Here is a 23,484-nt window from a genome sequence, read left to right on the forward strand (position 1 = left end):
CGTTGCCGGTGCGAACGGGTCAAGTCGGCCAACCGTACGGGCGTGCCACGCCCGGTTTGAAGCATATCCCCGGTTAAGGAAAGGTCTTGAAACTATTGCAAAATGGAAATCAAGGGGAAATCCCGTGCCGTTTGTCACGAAGAACAGGGTCGAAACCGAAACGCCGACCACGTGGGGTGCGCCGGCGGCAGCGATGCCGGCCGGCCGTGCCGGAGCTTGACGGCGCCCTCGCACGGAACAGTTGAGCGGCCCCGCCGGGCCAATCAGCTCAGCGGGAAGCCCAGCTTGGTCACCATATTCAGCCAGGGCCGGCGCCAGCCGCCCTTCTCGTCGGCCGTGTCCAGCGCGTACATGGTGATTTCCGCGCCCAGCCAGCGGAACGGCTCCGGGGGCACCACCGTCGGCATGGAGGTGGCGAATTCGAGGTGGCTTTCCGGCTGTCTGGAGCCGTTCAGTATGTCCAGCCCGATGCGCGCGCCGAAGCGCGAGGCCGAAACGCCGAAGCCTGAATAGCCGCCGGCATAGACCGCCTTGCCGCCATGATAGCGCTGGAAATGCACCGCCATGCGCGTGGTCAGGTCGATAGGGCCGCTCCAGGCGTGGGAAAAGCGCAGGCCGTCGAGCTGCGGGAAGGTCGAGAAAAAGGCGCCGGCCAGCGGCTCGTAAGTGTCCAGTTCTTGGTCCACGGACGGCGAGATTTCGCCGCCATAGGCATAGGCGAGCCGCCCGCCGAAGATGATGCGGTTGTCCTTGGTGAGGCGCATGTAGTTCATCTGCGTGCGGGTGTCGTAGACGCCTTGCCGGTTCTGCCAGCCGATCGACTGCATCTGGGCATCGGAAAGCGGCTCGGTGGCCAGCACGCGGTCGCGCACCGCCACAACGCGCCGCTTGATGCGGCGGTCGCCCTCGGCGAAGGCGTTGGTGGCCAGAAGCACCTTCGATGCCTTGATCCTGGCACCGATCGAGGTCTCGACGATCAGCGTGGCTCCATTGTCGACCACCCGCTTGAGCCGGGTGTTCTCGTAAAGCCGGACGCCGAGTTCGATCGCCGCACGCTTCAGGCCCCAGGCCAGAAGGGCCGGATGCACCGTGCCGCTGATGTTCTTCGACCAGATGCCGCCGAAATAGCGCGGCGAGTTGATCTGTGCGCGCACGCCATCCGTGTCGAGCAGGGTGGAGTCATGGCCATGCTCCAGATGCAGCCGGTGCTCGTCCGACAGCGCCGGCACGTGGTCCGGATCCACCGCGACGGTCAGTTCCCCGCCCCATTCGGCGTGGCAGTCGATGCCATGCCGGGTAATGGTGTCGAGGAAACCGTGCATGTTCTCGTGGCCGAGACGCTCCAGTTCGTCGATATCCTTCGGGAAGATGCGCGCGGCGTTGGACAGGCCATGCATGACCGAGGTCGAGACGACGCCGCCGGGCCGGCCGGAAGCGCCATGGGCAACTCGGCCCGCCTCGATCAGCACCACGTCGAGATCGGGGTTCTGCTCCTTGGCCTGAATGCCGGCCCACAGGCCGGTGAAGCCGCCGCCGACGATCAGCAGGTCGCATTGGGTCGCGGTCTCCAGCGGAAACCTGGTATCGGGCGCATCGGGCCGATCGAGCCAGAACGGCTTCATCGTCACGCCTGAAAGCGCTTTGCGGGCCTGTTGGGTCATGACTTTGCTCCTGAAGGTGCTTCGGCCGGGATTTCCCGCCGCGGCGGATCGCTCGCTCAGGCCTTTGGCGTATGGAGGACGTAGATCTTGCGCATGGTCTCGAGCACCTCGAAACGGCCCTCGAAACCGGCGGTCAGCACATAGGATTCCCCGGGGCCGAAGGTTTCGACCTTGCCGTCCGGGCCGGTGATGGCCAGCTTGCCGGAAACCACCGTGCAATATTCGGTGCTGTCGGGATAGGACAGGATCTCGGCATAGGGCGTCGATTCCCAGGTGCCGATGACCAGCGAGCCGTCGGCGGTCTCGAAATGCACTTCGCCCTGCTCGTTGGCGGCGCCCGAAATCACCGCTTCCGGCGGCACCACGGAGCATTTTTCGAGGCCCGCGGCGCCTGCGCCGTCGCGGCCGATGCGGATGATGGAGGTCATGTCTTCGTCCTGTTCTTTAGGGTTCGGTTTGTATTTTGGAAGCGGCCGCAGGGCGCGGCCGCTTCCGGTATTCACATCGCAACCGCGGCCGCGAAGTTCTTAGGGCCTGCCCGGCATCAGGGCTTGCGATAGACCTCGTTGCCGGCAAGGTAGGTCGCCTCGACCTTGCGCTCGCGGATCGAACGGTCGAGCGGATCGGCCAGCGTGCCGTCGATGACCACGAAGTCCGCCCATTTGCCCACGCTGATCGAGCCGATCTCGGCGCCCCAGGGCGTCATGTCGGCACCGGCCTGGGTGTAGGCGTGGAGCGCCTGGTCGAAGTTGACCGCCTGCTCGGCATGCCACGGACCGTCGCCGAGGCCGAACGGGCTCTCGCGGAACACGGCGTCGTTGATCTGGGTGAGCGGGCTGAGCGGCGAGGTCGGCCAGTCGGAGCCGAACACCAGCGGCACGCCGGCATCGAGCATGGAGTGCCAGACATAGGCGCGCGGCTCACGCTCCTCGCCGATGCGCTCGGTGATGTACTTGCCGATCGTGCCGGTGGCATGGTTCGGCTGCATCGAGGCAACGACCTCGAGATCCTTGAAGCGCTTGACGTCGTCGGTCTCGACGACCTCGATATGCTCAATGCGGTTCGGCTGGGCACGCGGCACGGCAGCTTCGGCGAAAGCATCCAGAACCAGGGTGACGCCGCCGTCGCCGATGGCATGGACGGCCGTGGGGAAGCCGTTCTCGTTGGAGGCGCGGATGGCCGCCGCAAGCTCTTCCTTGGTCGTGAAGGGCTTGCCCTTCCAGCCATGCTGATCCGAATAGTCCTCTTGCAGATAGGCGGTGCGGGTGGAAAGCACGCCGTCGATCACGGATTTGGTGTAGCCGAGCTCCAGCAGCGGGCCCTTCTTCTCGACCTCACCGGACTCGGCCATCACCTTGTCGACCGCGTCACGATCCTTCACCGCGCCGGCGATAACCTTCGGGTCGCCCTCGAAGAAGCCGTACCAGACGCGTAGCGGCATTTTCTTGTCGGCGGCGATCGCGGCATAGTCGTGCACGCCGGCGAGGTCGCCCATGTCGTGGACACCGGTGATGCCGAGGCTGTTGGCGAACTTCATGGTCTCGAGCAGGCCCTGCCGGCGCTCGGTCTCGGAGACCTCGGGCATATGCTTGTCGATCAGGTCGCGCGCGCGTTCGAGGAGGATGCCGCTCGGCTCGCCCTTGTCATTGAGCACGACCTGGCCGCCTTCCGGCACTTCCGACTCGGCTGTGACGCCACCCACTTCGAGCGCCTTGGAGTTGACCCAGACGGAGTGGAAGTCGATGTCGCGCAGCATCACCACGCGATCCGGCACGACGGCGTCGATGTCTTCCTTGGTCGGCAGCGTGCCTTCGCCAAGCGTATAATCCCAGCCGCCGCCCAGCAGCCAGGCGCCCTTGGGCAGGCGTGTGTCGGCTTCCTTGATCTTCTCCAGCCAGGTCTTCTTGTCCGGGATGTAGGAAAGATCGACGCCGGTGACCATGTTCACGCCGAAGTCCAGATGCGTATGGCCGTCAATGAAGCCAGGCGTGATCGTCTTGCCGCCGGCGTCGATCACCTTGGTGTCGCCGTCGGCCAGCGCCCTGATCTCCTCATCGGTGCCGATGGCGGTGAACTTGCCGTCCTCCACGGCGAAAGCCTGGACCTTCGGCTTGGCGGAATCGACCGTGCGCACGTCGCCATTGACGACGATCAGGTCGGCCGCCGCCCATGCCGGTTGCGCAGCGAACGCCAGGATCGCCAGAACCGATGTCGCGCCCATGGCGCGGATGCCTGTTGGCAGCTTCATCAAACCTCCTCCTCATGCGGCCGGACCAACTGTCTCCGGCGGGCCGCATCGCCGGGATTTCATATGATGACGTAAGGGATAGCAGAGGCGGAATACTCCATCGGGCTAGGTACAGCGTCCCCGCTGAGGGCGATTTCCCCCGGCGGCAAAATGCGCTAAAGAAGATCATAGCGAGCCGTGAACAACGGGCGCATTGCGGCCAGCCATGCTCGGCCGAAGAAACAGCAAACCGGAAATACAAGCCGACATGACGGCCGCCAGCACCCCGCCCCTCAACTCGATCGCGGTTTCACTGATCGCGAGCATCGGTCGCACGGATTTCCAGTTCGAGATGGCGCGTACTCTGCGCCAGTTTCTGGCCATCGATGCGGGACTGATCCTGCTTTACCGCAGGGGCAGCGCGCCGCGTATCCTGTACAATGATTGGGTGACCCGTCGTGGCCTGTCCGACATCCAGCGTTATCTGGGCGGACCCTACCGGCTCGATCCCTTCTATCAGCTTGCCGCCGACAACCCGACCGACGGGCTCTACCGGCTGAGTGAAATCGCGCCGAAGCGTTTCGACAACAGCGCCTACTATCGCGACTACTACCGCTATTCCGGCCTGCAGGACGAATTCAACTTCATGTTCTCGCTCGACAGCGACCGCAAGGTGGCGATCTCGCTGGGACGCGGCCGGGCGCTGGGCAGCTTCAACCGCGACGACGAGGCTTTGCTGGAAAGCGTCGCGCCGCTTCTGCAATCGGCCGTGATACGTCACTGGCGCGAGCTTCGGCCGGAGACGCTGGAGCCCTCCTCGACCTACCTGAACCACGCGCTGGGACAGGCGCTGGCGCGGTTCGGCAGCTCCGTGCTGACCGAACGCGAATGCGAGGTGGCGAACCTTATCCTGCGCGGCTATTCGCTGAAGGGGGCGGCGGAACGGCTGGGCATCTCGCCCGCCACCGTAAAGCTGCATCGGCGCAATCTCTACGCCAAGCTCGACATCAATTCGCAAACGGCGCTGTTCGCGCTGTTCATCGAAGCGGTATCGGCTGCCGGCAGCCTCTATGAGGACCCGCTGCAAAGCTATCTCAAGCGCCCATCAGCCAATATCGGCTGACCGGCAGCACCCTCGTCAGGCTGCGAGGGCCGCGCCGTCCTTCTTTCCGCGCGTCAGCAGCGAGGCGATCAGCAGCCCCGTCACCACGATGCCGAGCACGATGGTGGAGATGGCGTTGATCTCCGGCGTGACGCCGAACTTCACCTGCGAATAGATTTTCATCGGCAGGGTCGTCGCACCCGGGCCGGTGGTGAAGGACGAGATCACCAGGTCGTCCAGCGACAGAGTGAAGGAGAGCAGCCAGGCCGAGACCAGCGCCGGCAGCACATTGGGCAGCCCCACCTTGATGAAGGCCAGCGCCGGTGGGCAGCCGAGGTCGCGCGCGGCTTCCTCCAGCGACCGGTCCAGCTCCATCAGGCGCGATTGCAGGATCACGGCGGCAAAGCACATGGTGAAGGTGGTGTGGGCGATGGTGATGGTGACGGGTCCGCGATTGATGCCGAGGGTGACGAACATCAAAAGCATGGACACGCCCATCACGACCTCGGGCATCACCATGGGCGCCGCGACCATGCCGCTGAACAGGTTGCGGCCCCGGAACCAGCCGAGCCGCACGAGGATCAGCGCCGACAACAGGCCAAGGAACGTGGCGATGGTGGCGGAGATCGCGGCGACGGTGAAGGAGATACGGGCGCCTTCGAGGATCGACTGATTGGCCAGCACCGTGCCGTACCACTTGGTGGAGAAGCCGCCCCAGACGGTGACCAGCCGCGATGCGTTGAAGGAATAGATCACCAGCACCACGATCGGAATGTAGAGAAACGCCATTCCGACGGCGATGGATACGGTGTTGAACCAGGAGAACCTGCGCATTGCCTGCCTCTCCTACATGCGGGTGCGCGCGAGGCGCGATTGCACGGCGATGATGGGAACGACCAGGATCGCCAGCAGGATCACGGTGATGGCGGAGGCGATAGGCCAGTCGCGGTTGTTGAAGAACTCGAGCCAGATGGTGCGGCCGATCATCTGCGTATCGGCGCCGCCCAGCAGGTCGGGGATGACGAACTCGCCGATGGCCGGGATCAGCACCAGCGCGCAGCCCGCCGCCACACCCGACAGGCTGAGCGGGAAGGTGACGCGCCAGAAGGCGGCAAAAGGCGAGCAACCGAGATCGCGCGCGGCCTCGACCAGCGTCTCGTCGGCGCCGCTCAGCGCCGAATAGATCGGCAGCACCATGAACGGCAGGTAGGTGTAGACGATACCGATATAGATGGCCGTCTCGGTGTTCATGATCGCGAGCGGCGAGGAGATCACGCCGAGCTTCAGGAGCAGCCAGTTGAGCAGCCCGTCATTGCGCAGGATGCCGATCCAGGAATAGACGCGGATCAGCAGCGAACTCCAGAACGGCACGATCACCAGGAACACCAGGATGGGACGCCAGCGATCGCTGGCCCGCGAGATGCCGTAGGCCAGCGGATAGGCGACCAGAAGCGTGATGAAAGTGGAGATGACGGCGATCTTCACGCTGGAGAGATAGGCGCGCACATAGATGTCGTCACGCAGCAGGAAGGCGTAGTTCTCGAAGTTGAGCCTGAAGGACAGCACCAGTCCATCGCGGCTGAACAGCGGCGTATAGGGCGGCATGCCGAGGCGCACTTCGGACAGGCTGATGGCCATGACCAGCGCGAAGGGCGCTAGGAAGAATACCAGCAGCCACAGATAGGGCGGCAGGATCAGGAGGGCGCGGCCGAAACGGGTTGGCGTTTTCATGCCCGCCTCCTCACTCGGTCAGCAGATGCGCGGCGCGGGCATCCCAGCGCGCCACGACCGGATCGCCGACGGCGAAGTCGTCGCCAAGGCCGTGATTGATGCGCAGGGCCTCCAGCATCGCCCCGCTTTCCAGCCGCAGCCAGTAGCGGCGCTCGGCGCCGATGTAGCTGACATCCTCGATGGTGCCCGGCAGCCCTTCGCCGGACGGCCTAAGCTCGATGCGTTCCGGCCGCACCGACAGCCAGACGCGGTCGCCGGGACGCACGCCATCGATGCACTGTCCGAGCAGGCGTCCGCCGGCCTCGTCGCTGTCCAGGGCGATGCTCTCGCCGTCGCGCTCGCCCGCCACGCCTTCATAGATGTTGGTTTCACCAAGGAACTTGGCCACGTAGCGCGATGCGGGCGTCTCGTAGACCGCTTCCGGCGTGCCGATCTGCAACACCTTGCCCTGCTTCATGATGGCGATGCGCGACGATACGGTCATCGCCTCGTGCTGGTCGTGGGTGACGATGATGAAGGTGAGGCCAAGCTCCTTTTGCAGGCGCACCAGCTCATGCTGGGTCTGGAGCCTGAGGTTCTTGTCCAGCGCCCCCAGCGGCTCGTCGAGCAGGAGCACCTTGGGCCGCTTGACCAGTGCGCGGGCGAGCGCCACACGCTGGCGCTGGCCACCGGAAAGCTGTGCGGGCTTGCGCTCCAGCATCGGCTCCAGATGCAGCTTTTCGGCCACCTCGGCGATGCGCTTGCCGATCTCGGCGCGGTCGACGCGATCCTGCACCAGTCCGAAGGCGATGTTCTTGCGCACCGTCAGATGCGGGAACAAGGCATAGGACTGGAACATCATGTTGGTGGGGCGGCGATGCGCCGGGATTTCGGTGACGTCGGCGCCGTCGAGCAGGATGCGGCCGCTGTCCGGCGTCTCGAACCCGGCCAGCATGCGCAGCAGGGTCGACTTTCCGCAGCCGGACGGACCCAGCAGCGAAAAGAATTCCCCCTGCCCGATCCCCAGCGAGATGCCATCGATCGCCGTGAAGGCCCCAAAGGTCTTCACGACATTCTCGATCGAAATGAAGGACGGACTGGACACGGATCGATTCCTCGAAGTGGATGGCGCATGCCCCGCGGATCGGCCGACCGGCGCCGCACACGCTCTCACCCCGCAAAAAGCGCCCGAACGTCGCCGTCCGGGCTCTGGAAGGGGGCTCGGTTGTCAGTTTCCGCCGGACCGGAAGGTGGTCCACACGCGGGTGCGTTCGCGCGTCTGGCGCGGCGGCAGGGACTTGTCGACGAACAGCTTCTCGCGCACGTCCTGCGACGGGTAGATGTTCGGGTTGGTGCGGATCGACTCCTCCACCAGTTCCGTCGCCGCGGCATTGGCGTTGGCGTAGTAGACATAATTGGAGATGTCGGCCACGGTCTGCGGTTCAAGAATGTAGTTGATGAAGCTCAGCGCCAGTTCGGGATGCGGCGCATCGACCGGGATAGCCATCGTGTCGAAGGAAATGATCGTGCCTTCCTTGGGGATCCGGTACTCCACCGCCACGCCCGCATCCGCCTCGTCGGCGCGCGAAGCCGCGATGCCGGCATCGCCGCTCCACATCAAGGCAAGGCAAAGCTGGCCCGAAGCCATGTCGGAGACGAGCTGGCCGCTCTGCATGTGGCGGATATAGGGGCGCAGACCTAGCAGCAGCTTCTCCGCCTTTTCCAAATCTTCCGCTTTGGTCGAATAGGGATCCAGGCCGAGATAGTTGAGGGCGATCGGAATCACCTCGTTCGGCGCATCGACCACGCCGATACCGCAATCCTGGAACTTCTGCGCGATTTCCGGCTTGAAGAAGATATCGAGGCTGTCGGTCGGCGCATCCGGCAGACGCTTGGACACAAGGTCCGGATTGTAGGCGATGCCGGTCGTCAGCCACATATAGGGCACGAGATATTTGTTGCCGGGATCCTGCTCGGCGAGCAGCTTGAGCAGGTCCTTGTCGAGGTTGCCGTAGTTGCTCAGGCTCGCGGGATCGATCGGCTGCAACGCGCCTGCCTGGATCATGCGCTCGCCGACCGTGGCGCTCGGATAGACCACGTCGAAGCCGCTGCCGCCGGTCAGAAGCCGGGTTTCCAGCACCTCCAGCGAATCGAACAGGTCGAGCCGCGTGTCGATGCCGGACTTGGCGATGAAGTTGGAAATCGTGTCCTCGGCAAAATAATCCGAGAAATTGTAGATGTGCAGGGTCTCGGCCGCACCGACCGGCGCCGCGGCCAGAATGCCGCCCACAGCCAGAACTTGCGCAAAACGCTTGAGCATCGATCAATCCTCCCCAGGGACCGCCAGCAGAAAATGACGGGTTCCGGAGAAGATTGTCATGCGTTCACTTTTAATTCTATCTTGGGCATTCGAACTTTGCTTTGAGCTTTTTCAAACAAAGTAAGGGGGACACCATGCTGAACCAGCTTTCGGCCTCGGACATGCGGGCCCTGAACGTGTTCGCCTGCGTCGCGGAGGCCGGCAGCTTCGTCGGGGCGCAGGAAATCCTCAACATCAGCCAATCCACCATCTCCGTGCAGCTTTCGACGCTGGAGGCCCGGCTGGGCTATCGGCTGTGCGAGCGCGGCCGCGGCGGCTTTCGCCTCACCGAGCGCGGGCATGCCGTGCTCGACGCCTTCAAGGAGTTGCGCACCTCCATCGACGGCTTCCGCTACCGGCTCAACGACCTGGGGGCCAATGCGGTCGGCACGCTGCGGCTCGGCATACTGGATAATGTCATGAGCGAGCCGACCTTCCGCATCGTCGATACGCTGCGGGCGTTCCTCAACCGTGCCCCGGACGCCAAGATCGAGATCACCCAGGACACGCAGCAGCGGCTGCGCGACGCCATTCTGGAAGACCGGCTCGACCTTGCCATTGGCTGCTTCGACACCCAGAACCTGGCGATCCGGGCCGTCGCGCTCTATCAGGAGCGCCAGCACGCCTATTGCGGCGTCGGCCATCCACTGTTCGGCCTGCCACGGGAAGCGATCTCGCAACGCCAGATCGAGGAAAGCGACTGGGTGCAGCGTGGCTATTTCCTCGGGCGCGGCGATCATTACGGGTTCGACGTGGTGCGTTCCACCGCCATTGCCGCCAGCATCGAGGCGGTCGCCATGCTGATCATGGCCGGCCGCCATATCGGCTTCCTGCCCAGCCACTATGCCGGACCTCACGAAGCTGCCGGGCGCCTGTATCGCCTTTCCCCCGAAACCTTGACGGTGGACCGGGCGTTCTCGATCATCTCGCGCTCGGAGCGACAGGACACGCCTGTGATGACGGTGTTCCGCGAATGCCTGCAAGAGGTGGGGATGGACAGCGCGGCCAGCGCCGAACAGGAGGAGCCGGCCTGAGACGAGTCATTCTTTGATCTCGCATAAAGTAAGCTTGCAAATATTTTCAATTTTTCAATTGAAGCGACGCGGTATCCTGTCGCCTGGTGATGGCATCGCGAAGGGAGAAGAACGACATGCACAACAGGCAATTCAACCAGCCGATGGGTGGCAACGAGATGCCCCGCTTCGGCGGCCCCGGCACGATGATGCGCTTGCCGCAAGCTGCCTCGGCCGAGGGGCTGGACGCCTGCTTCGTCGGTATTCCGATGGATATCGGCGCCTCCAACCGCTCCGGCACGCGCTACGGGCCACGCCAGGTGCGCGCGGAATCGGTGATGATCCGCCCCTACAACATGGCCACCCGCGCCGCACCCTTCGAAAGCCTTCAGGTGGCCGATGTCGGCGACATCGCCATCAACACCTTCAACCTGCCCGCCACCGTCGGCCTGATCCGCGATGGCATCGCGCGCATCCTGGAACAGGATTGCATCCCGCTCACCATCGGCGGCGACCACACGCTGACCTATCCGGTGCTCCAGGCCATGGCCGAAAAGCACGGGCCGGTGGCGCTGATCCATGTCGACGCCCATGCCGACATCAACGATACCATGTTCGGCGAGAAGATCGCCCATGGCACGCCTTTCCGCCGCGCCTATGAGGCCGGCTGCCTGAAACCCGATCTGGTCTTCCAGATCGGCCTGCGCGGCACCGGCTATACGGCAGAGGATTTCGACTGGTCGCGCGACAAGGGCTTCACTGTCGTGCCGGCCGAGGAGTGCTGGCACAAGTCGCTGGCGCCGCTGGTCGCCGACATCAAGGCACGCATCGGCGACCACAAGGTCTACCTGTCCTTCGATATCGACAGTCTCGATCCGGCCTATGCGCCCGGCACCGGGACGCCGGAGATCGGAGGCCTGACCATCGTGCAGGCCATCGAGCTGATCCGCGGCTGCCGCGGTCTCAACCTCGTCGGTTGCGACCTTGTCGAGGTCAGCCCGCCCTTCGACACCACCGGCACCACGGCGATCACGGCGGCCAACCTGCTCTACGAGATGCTCTGCGTGCTTCCCGGCGTGAAGTACAAGGACGCCTGATCGACCCGGAGCGGCCGGCAGGAACGCCCGAACGCAAAAAACTCGCGCCTTCCCATGTCCCCCGGCATGTGGAAGGCGCAGCTTCATTCGAGGACATTGAAACGATGGAAAGTCCCCTGCTCTACCGCCCCGAGAGCCTGTTCGTCGGAGGCCGCTGGCTGCGCGCCGGCACCGCCCCGTTCCCGGTGACCGACCCCTCGACCGGCAGCACCCTGGGCGAGATCGCGCCCGGTCGCGCCGCCCATGTGGAAGCCGCAGCGCAAGCCGCCGCCGCCGCCTTCCCGAACTGGTCGCGGCTTGCCTCCGGCAAGCGGGCCAAATATCTCACGGCCTTCGCGGCCGGGCTGCGCGCGCGTCATGACATGCTTGTCGAACTGCAGATGGCCAACAACGGCAAGCCGCGCTTCGAGGCAGAACTGGATGTTTCGGACGCCATCGCCACCTTCGAATATTATGCCGAGCTGGCAACCACGCTGGACGAGCGACAGGGCGCGGACGTGCCGGTTCCCGATGCCGGTTATCGCGCCCGCCTGCGGCAGGAGCCGGTGGGACCGGTGGGCCTCATCGTGCCGTGGAACTTCCCGCTGGTGACCAGCGCCTGGAAGCTGGCGCCGGCGCTTGCCGCCGGCTGCACGGTGGTGCTCAAAACCTCCGAATTCATCCCCTTCGCCGAACTCGTCTATGCCGACATTGCCGCCGAGAGCGGCCTGCCGGCCGGCGTACTCAACATCGTCACCGGCGCGGCCGAGGCGGGCGAGGCGCTGGTCGCCAGCCCGCTGTTGCGCAAGATTTCCTTCACCGGCTCGAACCGGGTCGGCGCGCTGGTCATGCGCACGCTGGCGGAGCGCACCGCGCCGGTTTCGCTGGAACTCGGCGGCAAGTCGCCGATCCTTGTCTTCGCCGATGCCGACCTCGACGCGGCGGTGGACTTCATTGTCGGCGGCATGTTCACCAATGCCGGCCAGATGTGCTCGGCCACCTCGCGGCTGCTGGCCGACAAGGCGATCCTGCCGGCGCTGGTCGACAAGCTGACCGCGCGGGTTTCAACGCTGAAGGTCGGCTCGCCCTTCGAGGACGGCACCGAGATGGGGCCGCTGACCACGCAGCCGCAGTTCGAGCGCGTGAAGCAGGTTCTGAAGGAGGCCGAAGCCGACAGGCTGAAGCCGCTCACCGGCGGCAAGGTGCGCGGCGGCGACGGCTTCTTCATCGGGCCGACCATCTATCTCGACGTGCCCGACGACCACGCCATCTGGCGGCGCGAGATTTTCGGACCGGTACTGGCGATACGCGGCTTCGCCGACGAGGACGAGGCGGTGCGGCTGGCCAACGACACCGATTACGGGCTGGTGGCGACGCTGGTCTCCCCCGACAAGGTGCGCACCGACCGCGTCGCGGCGGCCCTTGAAGCCGGCATGGTGTGGGTCAACTCGCAACAGGTCATCTTCCCCCAGACGAGCTGGGGCGGCTTCAAGGCCAGCGGCATCGGCCGCGAACTGGGGCCATGGGGCCTGTCGGCCTTCACCGGGATCAAGCACATCGTCGAGATGGTCTGACCGGCAACCCTGGCCGCCACGGGTCACGATGATGATCGCGGCGCCGCACCGTTTGCTCCTCGGTGCGGCGCGTTTTGCCTCATATCGATGACGAAGCCGGCCATCCGCGCGCCTTGGCGACATATGACCAATGGCATCATTGACCTCTCCACTGCCCCTCCATCAGTATAAATAAAAAAATCTTTCCCGGCAGGAATAAGAGGTTCGAATGAAGCGAAGATTGGCCGTCATCGGTGCTGGCCCATCGGGTCTTGCGCAATTGCGGGCATTCCAGTCTGCGGCGAGCAAGGATACCGTCGACGGTCGCAGTAGCCAAGAAGGCGGTCAGTTCATCAATCGTCTCCAAGATCTTCCGCCTCCTGATACATGGCCGCGATGAAGTCCTGGTGGTCCTCAACGTGGATGTTCACGACGTAGTGGTCCCGGTTGGTTCCCGTGGCGTCGAGGTCGTCTTTCAGCGAAGCATGCGGGCCGTTGCCCGACATGGTGAAAAGCATGTGGTCGATACGATCGGCGCGAAGGGATTTTAGGCCCACCTCGTCACGCAGGCTGCGACCTAATGCGTTGTCGTCCGGGTCATTACTTTCCAACAGCCGGTTGGCGACGAATAATAGGGAATCGGGCGTACAGCGGCCGTTGTCGCGGTCGAGCACTTTTCGGGCGCTAGTGACCGTGGCCTTTCCGAGCACCTTATTGCTTTTGGCTTCGCCTTTCAGAAGCCATAGCTTTTCGCCAGCCGCATCGTATCCCGCGCCGATGAAATCGTCCCCGCGCATAGCCATGTTGCGACCATCCTTATAACGGAGGCGACGAACGGGGACGCGCAGGCCAATTTCTTCCTCGACCAATTCGGTTGCGAGAATCTCGCCGAGATCGCCGAAGCGACCCTTGGGCGTCTGCGGCATCGCCTCGCTGAGGATTTTCGCGGCGATCTTGTAACCGAGCCTTTCCACATCTTCGGCGATGCGTTCGAGCCGGTCATAGTGCGAGCGAATGGTCTCAGCGAGGGCATCGCGAATTTCATCGCGCGCGCCGTCCTTCTCAACATAGGTCCAGTAGTGCTTTCGCTTGTCCTTGTTCTTGGTGGCGTCGCACCACGTTTCATACAGACCCATGCGACGCTCCCTTGCTTGTATTCTTCGTTGGCGGTTCTCCATCCCAGAGGCTCGACAGCGGCGCTGCCGCCAGCCTGTCGCCGAACGGCACAATGTCCGCATTGTCGTAGAGGACGATACCGAAGGCAAAGCGATCTCCGCACGCTTCAGCCAAGGCACGAAGACCGCTGAAATCACCAGCTTTTACCGTGGCGCTGGCCTTGACCTCGATCCCGACAATCATGCCGTCGTCACGCTCCAGCACGATATCCACCTCGCGCATGTCCCGATCCCGGAAATGATGCGGTGTCAATCGCAGGTCCGAAGCACTCATCAACTTCAGCACTTCCGAGAATACAAAACTCTCCAAGAGCGCACCGAATGTTCCGCGATCGGCCTTCACTCTGTCGAAGGTGAGCCCGCGCACGGTCGCCAGCAAACCGGAGTCGAGGAAGTGCAGCTTGGGTGTCTTGACGATGCGCTTCAGCGCGTTGGTAAACCAGGGCTGCACCGTTACGACCAAGAACACCTGTTCGAGTAACCCTACATAGCGCTGTCCCGTCTTATGGGTGACGTTGATGCCCGCGGCGAATTGCGAGTAGTTGACCAACTGCCCTGAGTGCTCGGCCAGCAGCCGCACGAATCTCGGGAGCTCGGTCAGTTTCTCCACATCGGCGATATCGCGCAGATCGCGCGTCAGGATCGATGTGAGATAGGATCGCAACCAGTCCTGCCGTCGGCGCTCGCTGTCGCGGCTGATCGCCTCCGGAAACCCTCCGAGCAGCACGAGCTGGACCAGGTCATCGCCGACGATCGCATTCTGCTGGCTATGAAGCTTTCCTTCGAAGAGACGCTCTAGAAAGGTTGGCGTCCGGCCTTCGACCTCGGCCTTTGCCAGCGGCAACATCTGGATGGTCTCCATCCTTCCGGCCAAGCTGTCAGCGATTCGAGGCAGGGTCAGCACGTTCGCCGAACCCGTCAGCAGGAACCGTCCCGGCCGATAGTCTTCGTCGACCGTTTTCTTGATCGCCAAGAGTAGGTCGGGCGCGCGCTGAATCTCGTCGATGATGGCTTGGTCCAGACCCCGGATGAAGCCGGCAGGATCGGAGTGGGCGGCCGCGAGGACTGTCTGATCATCTAGCGTGATATAGCTTCGACCCGCGGCGCCCATCTTTCGGACGAGCGTGGTCTTGCCGGCCCGTCGCGGCCCCACAATCAAGACCACCGGCGTATCCGAAAGGGCTTCCTCTGCCCGTCGCTCCACAAACCGTCCAAACATGCCAGCTCCGAATCCCAGCCGATTGGGATTATCGGTCTCGGCTAATTGGGAGTCAACGGGCCGCTAATTGGGAATGCAAATGTGGCAATCTGGAAGCGTGAGGGGACTACCTGTTTCGCCGACACACCAAAACTCGTGGCTGATAGTTCAGATTTGTGCGGTAATCGGCGGTGTTCGGCGTTCTCAACCAAGGCAGACTTATAGGGAGTTGGCGCGCCCGAAAGGATTCGAACCTCTGACCCCCAGATTCGTGGTCTGGTGCCCTATCCAGCTGAGCTACGGGTGCTTCCTCACTGTTCTTACGCGAGAACTCCGCGATTGTGAAGCGACGAATAGGCCTTTGGATGCGCCGTCGGTTCGTGCCCAAACGTCCGAAGCTTTCGCTTAGCGGATAACCGCTGTTGCCGACTGCCTCGCCGCCGATGAAGCGACACATCCCGCAGAAGCACGATTCTCTATGGTAGCAATTTGGTTGCAATCGCTCGCTGCTACAGAGGCAGACTTGCGTCTGATACTTCAAGTAGTTGAAACTACTGATATTTTTGTCGTTCTGTGCGCGACTCCGGAACTGCTCTTTGGCCTTCGGAGGGTAGCGCTCTATCCGACTACATCGCAACCTGGACTGTCACCAACAGGGAGGAGCAAAACAAGGGCTGAAGCCGCCCATCGAGGATAAGGTACGCGCCGGTCCGACCGTCAATTCGTATCGCCGCTGCCTGTACCGAATTCACCGGCATAGGCTGCGGCGACGGCGGCATCGGCCGATGCCGCGTCGGTTCCGACACCTGCCTTGTCGAGGATACGGCCGACAGCGCGCACGCCTTCCAGAACAGCTTCGCGGCTGGCTCGCCGACCGGTGTGATCGAGGCGCAGAAGCTTTGACGCAACGCAACCGATACCGGCCGACAGGCCTGCCGCGACGGCTGCGTCGTCCTCGGCCAGCTTTCGCGCGTCGAGCCCATCCGGTAGCAGGATGGTGGTGACGAGACGCGAGGCGTCGCGCTCCTCCTCGACCCACAATCGCGCGCCGACCGCCACCAGACCGGCGCGGGCAGCGCGCTGGGCGCGGAGATGGCGGGCGATGGTGCCGGCAATGCCTTCAGCCTCGACGCGGTCGAGTGCCGCTTCGAGCGCTTGGAATTCCAGCGCGGAGGGCATGCCGGCCAGCACGCCCCGCCCCGCATCCAGCCAGTTGTGCCTGATGTCGGCAAGTGACAGCACCGAACGCCGCGGGGCGTCCGGCCGGTCGATGGCCTGCCATGCGCGCGCGCTGATCGAGACGGCGGAAATGCTGGCCGGACCGCCCAGCGCCTTTTGCGGGCCGATGATGGCGATGTCGATGCCGAGCGCATCCACGTCCAGTTCGTACCCTCCAGCGGAGGCCACGGCATCGACCAGAAACAGCGCGCCCTTTTCCCGCGCCAGCTTGGCGATCTGAGGCAGCGGGTTGAGGATGCCGGACGCCGATTCCGCATGGACGAGCGCCACCAGATCGATCCTGTCCGCGCCCGCCAGCGCTTCTGCCACCGCCGCGACCGTGACCGGCAGGCCGGGTTCGGCCCTGAGGTCGATGACGTCCGCCCCCGCGCGCCGCAGCCAGAAGCCGAACAATTCTCCATAGGGGCTGGTGACGATGTTGAGCGCGGTCATGCCCTTGGCACCAAGGCTGGTCGCTGCCGCTTCCAGCGCCACCACGGCTTCCGCCTGCACGAACACTACATCATTCTTCGTGCCGATGAGGGCCGCGATGCGGTCGGCAAGTTTTGCATATCCCGTCGCCGGATAGGGCGGCAGGTTGAGCAGCAAACGGCGGTCGGGATCAGGCATCTTGGGGTGCTTCCCTGTAAAGGCGGGGAATGGCGGCCACCAGCGCGCGGCCGGTTTCCGATTGCGGATCGGCCACGACCGTGGCGGCCGGACCCGCCTCGACGATGCGGCCATGATCCATGATGGCGATGCGGTGCGAGACGGCGCGCACCACCGCCAGATCGTGCGAGACGAACAGATAGGCAAGGCCACGTTCGCGCTGCAGGGAAACCAGCAGGTCGAGGATTTGGCCGCGTACGGTGACGTCGAGCGCCGACACCGCCTCGTCCAGCACGATCAGTTCCGGCTCTGTGGCGAGCGCGCGGGCAATGGCCACGCGCTGGCGCTGCCCGCCGGAAATGGCGTGGACCGGCCGCGCGGCGAGGTTTTCGGGCAGGCCGACGCTTTCCAGAAGTTCCGCGACCCGGCGCGGGCGTTCCGTGCGGGAGGCGAGCCCATGTATCCGCAGCGGATCGGTGAGCGCATCGGCCACGGTGGCGCGGGGGTTGAAGGCGGCGGACGGATCCTGAAACACCATCTGGATGCGCTTGCGGATCGCACGAAGCGCCTTGCCGTTCAGCGCGGTGAGGTTCTGCCCGGTGAAATCCACTGTGCCTTCATCCGGCTCGATCAGCCGCATGACGACGCGCGCCAGCGTGGACTTGCCGCTGCCCGAAGGCCCGACGAGGCCGAGCGTTTCGCCGGCCGCGACCGACAGCGACACGTCATCCAGCCCCTTCACCTCACGGCCTCCCGAACGGTAGGTCTTGCTGAGGCCGCGGACGGCAAGCAGCGGCGTGCTCATGCCGGCTCTCCCGCAACCAGCGGCGGCGTGTCGAGCCCGATATGGCTGGCGAGCAGCTTCGCCGTGTAGGCTTGCTTGGGCGCGCCGAGCAACGCGGCGGTGGGGCCGGTTTCCACCAGACGCGCATCGCGCAGCACGACGATGCGGTCGGCGAAGCCGGAAGCGAGCGCGATGTCATGGGTGATGAAGATCAGCGTCATGCCTTCGGCGCGTACCAGCTCGTCGAGCAACGCCACGATTTCGGCCTGCACGATGGTGTCGAGCGCGCTGGTCGCCTCGTCGGCGATCAGCAGCGAAGGTTTTGCCGCGATGGCCGCCGCGATCGCCACGCGCTGGCGTTGGCCGCCGGAAAGCTGGTGCGGGAAAGCGGCAAGGGCCGTGTCGGGATCGGGAATGCGCACCCGCGCCAGCAGGGCGCGGGCCCGTTCACGCGCCTTGCGGCGCGACAGGCCGAGATGAAGGCGCGCGATTTCGGTAATCTGCCTGCCGACGGCGATCACCGGGTTGAGGCTCGCGCCCGCATCCTGAAACACGAAGCCGATGTCGAGGCCGGGCTGTGGCTGGGCGGCAAAACCCGGCCAGCCGATGCTGCCCTCGATATGCGTTTCCGGAGGCAACAACCCGCCCAGCGCCAGTGCCAGCGTGGACTTGCCCGAACCGCTTTCGCCGATGACGGCCAGCCGCTCGCCCTTGACGATGTCGAGGTCGAGCCCGTCCAGCGCCAGATGGGTGCCTTGTTCGGCGGCGTAAGTGACGGTGAGGTCGCGCAGGCTGGCAAGCAACTCGCTCATGGCCGCGCCTTTCGCGTCGCCAGCGCATCCGCCAACTCCTCCGCCAGCAGATAAACGCCGAGAACGGTGACGACGAGGCCGATGCCGGGCACGATGGACAGGAACGGCGCCGAGCGCAGCACGTTGCGCCCTTCCGAGATCATCGAGCCCCATGTGACGATATTGGGATCGCCGAGGCCGAGAAAGGAGAGCGCGGATTCGATCAGAACCGCATTGCCGACGATCACCGCCGCCAGCGCCAGCACCGGCGGCAGCGCGTTGGGCAGAACTTCGCGCAACGCGATCTCGGCCGGATGCATGCCGATGATGCGCGCCGCCGCCACATAGTCGCGCTCGCGGATGGACAGCACCTCGGCGCGCGCCAGCCGCGCCGGACCGGTCCATGCACCGAGCGCGATGGCGAGGATGACTACGGCCAAGGACGCGCCCGCGACGCTGACGAAGGCCAGCGCCAGAAGGAAGCCGGGCACGGTCTGGAAGGCATCCACCACGCGCATCAAAGCCTCGTCCACCAGCCCGCCTGCAAACCCGGCCACGGTGCCGACCAGCGCGCCAGCCACGATGGACACGGCCGCCGCCGCCAGCCCCACGGCAAGCGACGCCTGTGCGCCATGAAACAGGCCGGCCAGCACGTTGCGGCCGAGCCGGTCGGTGCCGAGCGGAAAGGCGGGATCGGTGAAGGGCGGCGTCAGCGGCGGACCGGCAATGGCCAGTGGATCGCCGGGAAAGAGCAGCGGCGCGCACAGTGCCGCCAGCGCCAAAAGGGCGAGCAGCGCCAGACCGGCCGCGCCAGCGGGCGAGCGCAGCAGGCGCTTGAAGACATTCATGCCGCCACCTCGTTGGCGCCGACGCGCGGATCGAGCAGCGCATAGGCCATGTCAACGGCGAGATTGACGAGGATGACCAGCACGGTGCTGACCAGAATAATGCCGGTGAGCAGCGGCGCGTCGCGGCCGGCCACGGCCTCATGCGCCAGCCGCCCGAAGCCCGGAATGGCAAAGACGCTTTCGATGACGACGCTACCGCCCAGCATGGAGGCGGCCTGCAGGCCGAGCATGGTCACCAGCGGCAAAAGCGCATTGCGGGCAATGTGGAAGACGGCGATGCGGCGATGGCCGAGCCCGCGCGCACGGGCGGCCAGCGCATAATCCTGCCGCCAGGCCTCGGCCATGCCGGTGCGCATCATGCGCAGGAACAGCGCCAGATAGATGAAGCCCAATGCCGCCACCGGCAAGGCCAGATGCCAGGCGATGTCGCGCGCCCGCGCCAGCCCTTCCTTGCCCGAGGCGATGGTCTCGATGCCGGAGGTCGGGAACCAGCGCAACTGCACGGAAAAGAGCACGATCAGCACGAGGCCCAGCCAGAAGCTCGGCACCGCATAGAGCGCCAGCGAGCCGGTGGAGAGCAGGCGGTCGCCCCAGCTTCCCGGTTTCGAGCCGGCGACAATGCCGAGCAGCGACCCCACGGTGAAGGAAAGCGCCACGGCGCTGCCCATCAGCCACAGCGTGTTGGGCAGGCGCTCGAGGATGAGGTCGGAAATCGGGCGGTTGAAAATGACGGACCAGCCGAGGTCGAGCCGGGCAAGCGAGGTGAGGTAAAGCCACAGCCGCGCACCGGCCGAGCCTTCCAGCCCGTAGCTCTGGCGCAGCGCTTGCACCAGCGCCGGATCGCCGCCGCCGATGGAAAGCAGATAGGCGTCGGCGGCGTCGCCGGGAGCAAGCTCCAGAAGAAAGAACGCGCCGACAATGACGATCAGCAGCACCGGGATGCTGCTGACCAGCCTGCGCCGGAGAAGGCGAAGCGCACGGTTCATGCCAGGGACCCTACCGGGACTTGCTTCGGCCTGTCACGCTTCCAGCTCGGTATCGGCCCAGTTGGAAACCGCCCAGCGCGGATTGTTGGAGACGTTCTTCACCTTCGAACTGGCCACGGTGATGAAGCCCCAGTCGGCCACGTTGATGATCGGCAGGTCCTCGGCCACCAGCACCTGAAGGCGCTTATAGAGTTCGGTGCGCTCTGCGGTGTCCACCGTCTCGCCGGCCTTGTCGATCAGCGCGTCGATCTCCTTGTTCTCATAACCGCCCTGATTGGAGAAGGGCACACCGGCGGGCGTTCCGGAGCGCACCAGAATGGTGGTGGAGATGGCCGGATCGCCACGGAACACGGTCGGCGCGACGGCAAGGTCGAAATCGTGGTCGGTGTAGACCGCCTTCTGGTGGGCGGCCGAATCGTTGTTGACGATGGCCGCATCGATGCCGATGGCGGCCAGCGCCTGCCGCAGATAGTCGCCAAACTGGCGCGTTTCGGTGAAATAGGGCGCGGGCAGCAGGCGCAGACTGAAGCGGTTGCCGCCGTCCTTCCTCGGATAGCCGGCCTCGTCGAGCAGGGCGTTGGCCTTCTCGACATCGAAGGGATAGAGCGGAACGTCGCCATTGTAGAACTCGGGCGCATTCTTCGGCACGATGCCGGTCGCCGTCTCCGCATAGCCGAGGAAGATGGTGCGCACCACGAAATCGCGGTCGATGGCGTGGGCGATGGCTTGCCGCACCTTGACGTTGGCCATTTCCGCGCGGCGGTGGTTGATCTCGACCGCGAGCTGGTAGGTCAGCGCCTCGTAGCCCTTCGAATAGACCTCGATGCCCGGCACCTTGGAGATGCGGTTAAGATCGGTGAGCGGCACCTGGCTGAAGGCGGCAAGCTGGATCTCGCCGGCCTCCAGTGCGCCTGCAGCCGCCGCGCGGTCCGGCAGCACCCGGAAGATGATCTCGTCCAGCTTCGGTTCGCCCTCGCCCCAATAATCGGGGTTGCGCTCCAGCCGGTAATATTCACCCGGACGGTGCTCGGCGAAACGGAACGGCCCGGTGCCGACGAGCTTGTTGTTGGCGTCGCTGGAGGCAATGTCGGCCACGCCCTCGAAAATGTGCTTGGCGACGACGCTCGACACCACTGGCAGCGCGTTGCGGATGAGCTGGAACGGCGTCGGCTTGGCAAAGCGGAAGACGGCGGTGTGTTCGTCCGGCGTTTCGACCGCTTCGAGATTGGCGAACACCAGCCGGCCGAGATTCTGGAGCGGCTTCCACACCTGCAGGGCGGAGAAGGCGACATCGGCCGAGGTGAAGGGCTTTCCGTCATGCCACTTCACGTCCTCACGCAGCCTGAAGGTGGCCGCAAGACCGTCGTCCGATCCTTCCCATGCTGTGGCAAGGCGCGGCGCCAGCCCGTCCTTGCCGTCGAACGAGGCTTCGGCCAGCGGTTCGATCACCTTGGAGGCGATGAAGAAGACGCCGTTCGAGGCGACGATGGCCGGATTGAGGTTGCGCGGCTCGGAATCGGCGGCGACGACGAGGCGGCTGCCGCTCTGGGCGAAGCCGAACGGCGGCAGGGCCGTGGAGGCCAGCAGAAGCGCCGAGCCCTTGAGCAACGTGCGCCGGGAATGGGAAATCGGATTCATCTTCTGCTCCACCAGCCTTTAATAGAAGGAAAAAACAATGTCCGGCATCTGCCGGAACGGGTGGCATTCTCCTGCAAGGGTGCTGCCCCATACAGTGATGAAATCCCACGTTTCATCGGGCGGCTAGAATTATCTGTTCCTTTTCCAGCGTCAACGGGAACCCCGTGCCGTGGCCCTATCGGTCCTGCCGGCTGGATTTACGGGAAGGAACAAACATTTGTTGCAGGCGCGCCTTGCGCTGCTGCATTATAAGAATTCCAAAATTCATCATTTTTTCAATTTGTTAATTTTAATCCTTCCATGACTGCACAAGCTGAATCCTCCGGCCGGTCAATTGCCTCCCTCCCGAAAATCGACTAATGACCAAATGGTAAAAAATGGGGCGGCCCTGAAGTCCGCGCCCGCACAGGGGAGCTGGTTGACGATGCCAAAAATCACGAATCCGGGAAGCGTTTCCGGCCTGTCGCGCCGCACCGTTCTGAAGGCGGCCGGCGCCGGTGCCGCACTCGCCACCATGTCGGGTCTGCCGACCCGTTTGCTGGCCGCCGATCCGCTGAAGGTGGCCGCCGTCTATACCGTGCCGGTGGAGCAGCAATGGGTGAGCCGCATCCACAAGGCCGCCAACGAAGCCAGGGATCGCGGCGATATCGAATACACCTTCTCGGAGAACACCTCCAACAACGACTATGAGCGCGTCATGCGCGAATATTGCGAGGCCGGCCACAAGCTGATCCTTGGCGAGGTGTTCGGCGTGGAGGATGCCGCCCGCGCGGTCGCCAGGGACTATCCCGACGTCGCCTTCCTCATGGGCTCCAGCTTCAAGCCGGACGAGTCGGTTCCCAACTTCTCGCCCTTCGACAACTACATTCAGGATGCCTCCTATCTCTCCGGAATCATTGCCGGTGCGATGAGCAAGACCAAGAATATTGGCATGGTCGGCGGCTATCCGATTCCGGAGGTGAACCGGCTGATGCACGCCTTCATGGCCGGTGTGAAGCAGACCGCGCCCGACACCAAATTCCAGATCGCCTTCATCGGCTCCTGGTTCGATCCGCCCAAGGCGAAGGAAACCGCCTTCGCCCAGATCGACGCCGGCGCCGACCTTCTCTATGCCGAGCGCTTCGGCGTGTCCGATGCGGCCAAGGAGCGGAATGTCCTTGCCGTCGGCAATGTCATCGACACCCAGTCCGACTATCCCGATACGGTGGTGGCATCGGCGCTGTGGCATTTCGAGCCGACGCTCGAAAAGGCCGTGGCCGAGGTCAAGGCCGGGACCTTCAAGGCCGAGGACTACGGCGTCTATTCCTTCATGAAGAACGGCGGCTGCTCGCTCGCGCCGCTGGGCACGTTCGAAGGCAAGGTGCCCGCCGAGGTGATGGAAAAGGTTGCCGAAGCCGAGAAGGCGATCAAGGACGGAACGCTCACCGTCGAGATCAACGATTCGGAACCGAAGTCGAACTAGCAGCATGTCCCGAAAAGTGGGAGCCGGTTTTCGGGCCGGATCATGCTCAAACAGGAACCGGGTCGATCGTCTGC

Annotated in this window: 21 protein-coding genes and 1 tRNA gene; 5 read left to right on the forward strand and 17 right to left on the reverse strand. The window is 64.3% G+C overall.

Annotated features, from left to right (window positions below):
* Positions 1 to 263: 263 nt before the first annotated feature.
* The 3 genes from ABID37_RS12965 to ABID37_RS12975 form a co-directional block, all read right to left on the reverse strand.
* Entirely contained in the window at positions 264 to 1,661 is a 1,398-nt protein-coding gene (locus tag ABID37_RS12965) for an NAD(P)/FAD-dependent oxidoreductase (RefSeq protein ID WP_354195364.1), read from the reverse strand.
* Between the two features lie 56 nt (positions 1,662 to 1,717).
* Positions 1,718 to 2,089 (reverse strand): cupin domain-containing protein, encoded by a 372-nt coding sequence (locus ABID37_RS12970; protein WP_354195366.1) that lies wholly within the window; start codon positions 2,087 to 2,089, stop codon positions 1,718 to 1,720.
* A 116-nt stretch (positions 2,090 to 2,205) separates the two neighbouring features.
* Positions 2,206 to 3,909 (reverse strand): amidohydrolase, encoded by a 1,704-nt coding sequence (locus ABID37_RS12975; RefSeq protein WP_354195368.1) that lies wholly within the window; start codon positions 3,907 to 3,909, stop codon positions 2,206 to 2,208.
* A 247-nt stretch (positions 3,910 to 4,156) separates the two neighbouring features.
* On the opposite strand from ABID37_RS12975, the gene ABID37_RS12980 reads away from it, so the two are divergent.
* Positions 4,157 to 5,011: a LuxR C-terminal-related transcriptional regulator gene (locus tag ABID37_RS12980; protein ID WP_354195370.1), complete on the forward strand. Its 855-nt coding sequence runs from the start codon at positions 4,157 to 4,159 to the stop codon at positions 5,009 to 5,011.
* A gap of 15 nt (positions 5,012 to 5,026) precedes the next feature.
* On the opposite strand, the gene ABID37_RS12985 is transcribed toward ABID37_RS12980, so the two are convergent.
* The 4 genes from ABID37_RS12985 to ABID37_RS13000 form a co-directional block, all read right to left on the reverse strand.
* Positions 5,027 to 5,824 (reverse strand): ABC transporter permease, encoded by a 798-nt coding sequence (locus tag ABID37_RS12985; protein WP_354195372.1) that lies wholly within the window; start codon positions 5,822 to 5,824, stop codon positions 5,027 to 5,029.
* A 12-nt stretch (positions 5,825 to 5,836) separates the two neighbouring features.
* Positions 5,837 to 6,721 carry an ABC transporter permease subunit gene (locus tag ABID37_RS12990; RefSeq protein ID WP_354195374.1) on the reverse strand — a complete coding sequence of 295 codons (885 nt, stop codon included), beginning with the start codon at positions 6,719 to 6,721 and terminating at the stop codon, positions 5,837 to 5,839.
* Between the two features lie 10 nt (positions 6,722 to 6,731).
* Positions 6,732 to 7,805 carry an ABC transporter ATP-binding protein gene (locus ABID37_RS12995; RefSeq protein ID WP_354195376.1) on the reverse strand — a complete coding sequence of 358 codons (1,074 nt, stop codon included), beginning with the start codon at positions 7,803 to 7,805 and terminating at the stop codon, positions 6,732 to 6,734.
* 123 nt (positions 7,806 to 7,928) lie between these two features.
* Complete coding sequence (locus tag ABID37_RS13000) at positions 7,929 to 9,020, reverse strand: extracellular solute-binding protein (RefSeq protein WP_354195378.1); 1,092 nt, start codon at positions 9,018 to 9,020, stop codon at positions 7,929 to 7,931.
* 134 nt (positions 9,021 to 9,154) lie between these two features.
* On the opposite strand from ABID37_RS13000, the gene ABID37_RS13005 reads away from it, so the two are divergent.
* The 3 genes from ABID37_RS13005 to ABID37_RS13015 all read left to right on the forward strand — a co-directional run bounded on the left by ABID37_RS13005 (position 9,155) and on the right by ABID37_RS13015 (position 12,722).
* The gene (locus ABID37_RS13005) at positions 9,155 to 10,093 is read left to right on the forward strand and encodes a LysR family transcriptional regulator (RefSeq protein WP_354195380.1); all 939 of its coding nucleotides are present in this window, start codon (positions 9,155 to 9,157) and stop codon (positions 10,091 to 10,093) included.
* Between the two features lie 116 nt (positions 10,094 to 10,209).
* Positions 10,210 to 11,169 (forward strand): agmatinase, encoded by a 960-nt coding sequence (gene speB, locus ABID37_RS13010; protein WP_354195382.1) that lies wholly within the window; start codon positions 10,210 to 10,212, stop codon positions 11,167 to 11,169.
* 104 nt (positions 11,170 to 11,273) lie between these two features.
* On the forward strand, positions 11,274 to 12,722 hold the full coding sequence (locus ABID37_RS13015; RefSeq protein ID WP_354195384.1) for an aldehyde dehydrogenase family protein: 1,449 nt from the start codon (positions 11,274 to 11,276) through the stop codon (positions 12,720 to 12,722).
* Between the two features lie 136 nt (positions 12,723 to 12,858).
* Here ABID37_RS13015 and ABID37_RS13020 read toward each other — a convergent pair whose 3' ends face one another.
* From ABID37_RS13020 to ABID37_RS13065, 10 genes are all read right to left on the reverse strand, one after another.
* Positions 12,859 to 13,068, reverse strand: a complete 210-nt coding sequence (locus ABID37_RS13020) for a hypothetical protein (protein WP_354195618.1) — start codon at positions 13,066 to 13,068, stop codon at positions 12,859 to 12,861.
* A complete protein-coding gene (locus tag ABID37_RS13025) occupies positions 13,055 to 13,837 on the reverse strand; it encodes a HamA C-terminal domain-containing protein (protein ID WP_354195386.1) in 783 nt (260 codons plus the stop codon). The genes ABID37_RS13020 and ABID37_RS13025 overlap by 14 nt, the downstream gene beginning before the upstream one ends.
* Positions 13,824 to 15,095 (reverse strand): ATP-binding protein, encoded by a 1,272-nt coding sequence (locus tag ABID37_RS13030; RefSeq protein ID WP_354195388.1) that lies wholly within the window; start codon positions 15,093 to 15,095, stop codon positions 13,824 to 13,826. Before ABID37_RS13030 ends, ABID37_RS13025 begins: the two co-directional genes overlap by 14 nt.
* A 209-nt stretch (positions 15,096 to 15,304) precedes the next feature.
* Positions 15,305 to 15,381: transfer RNA gene (locus ABID37_RS13035), tRNA-Arg, on the reverse strand.
* A 410-nt stretch (positions 15,382 to 15,791) separates the two neighbouring features.
* Positions 15,792 to 16,922: an aminotransferase class V-fold PLP-dependent enzyme gene (locus ABID37_RS13040; RefSeq protein WP_354195390.1), complete on the reverse strand. Its 1,131-nt coding sequence runs from the start codon at positions 16,920 to 16,922 to the stop codon at positions 15,792 to 15,794.
* A complete protein-coding gene (locus ABID37_RS13045; protein WP_354195392.1) occupies positions 16,915 to 17,706 on the reverse strand; it encodes an ABC transporter ATP-binding protein in 792 nt (263 codons plus the stop codon). Before ABID37_RS13045 ends, ABID37_RS13040 begins: the two co-directional genes overlap by 8 nt.
* Positions 17,703 to 18,497: an ATP-binding cassette domain-containing protein gene (locus ABID37_RS13050; protein ID WP_354195394.1), complete on the reverse strand. Its 795-nt coding sequence runs from the start codon at positions 18,495 to 18,497 to the stop codon at positions 17,703 to 17,705. Before ABID37_RS13050 ends, ABID37_RS13045 begins: the two co-directional genes overlap by 4 nt.
* Complete coding sequence (locus tag ABID37_RS13055) at positions 18,494 to 19,324, reverse strand: ABC transporter permease (RefSeq protein ID WP_354195396.1); 831 nt, start codon at positions 19,322 to 19,324, stop codon at positions 18,494 to 18,496. Before ABID37_RS13055 ends, ABID37_RS13050 begins: the two co-directional genes overlap by 4 nt.
* Positions 19,321 to 20,310 (reverse strand): ABC transporter permease, encoded by a 990-nt coding sequence (locus ABID37_RS13060; RefSeq protein WP_354195398.1) that lies wholly within the window; start codon positions 20,308 to 20,310, stop codon positions 19,321 to 19,323. The genes ABID37_RS13055 and ABID37_RS13060 overlap by 4 nt, the downstream gene beginning before the upstream one ends.
* Positions 20,311 to 20,343: 33 nt before the next feature.
* On the reverse strand, positions 20,344 to 21,948 hold the full coding sequence (locus ABID37_RS13065; protein ID WP_354195400.1) for an ABC transporter substrate-binding protein: 1,605 nt from the start codon (positions 21,946 to 21,948) through the stop codon (positions 20,344 to 20,346).
* A 424-nt stretch (positions 21,949 to 22,372) separates the two neighbouring features.
* On the opposite strand from ABID37_RS13065, the gene ABID37_RS13070 reads away from it, so the two are divergent.
* A complete protein-coding gene (locus ABID37_RS13070; protein WP_354195402.1) occupies positions 22,373 to 23,410 on the forward strand; it encodes a BMP family protein in 1,038 nt (345 codons plus the stop codon).
* Positions 23,411 to 23,484 lie beyond the last annotated feature (74 nt).

This window comes from Aquamicrobium terrae, from assembly GCF_040545735.1.
GTDB lineage: Bacteria > Pseudomonadota > Alphaproteobacteria > Rhizobiales > Rhizobiaceae > Mesorhizobium > Mesorhizobium terrae_A.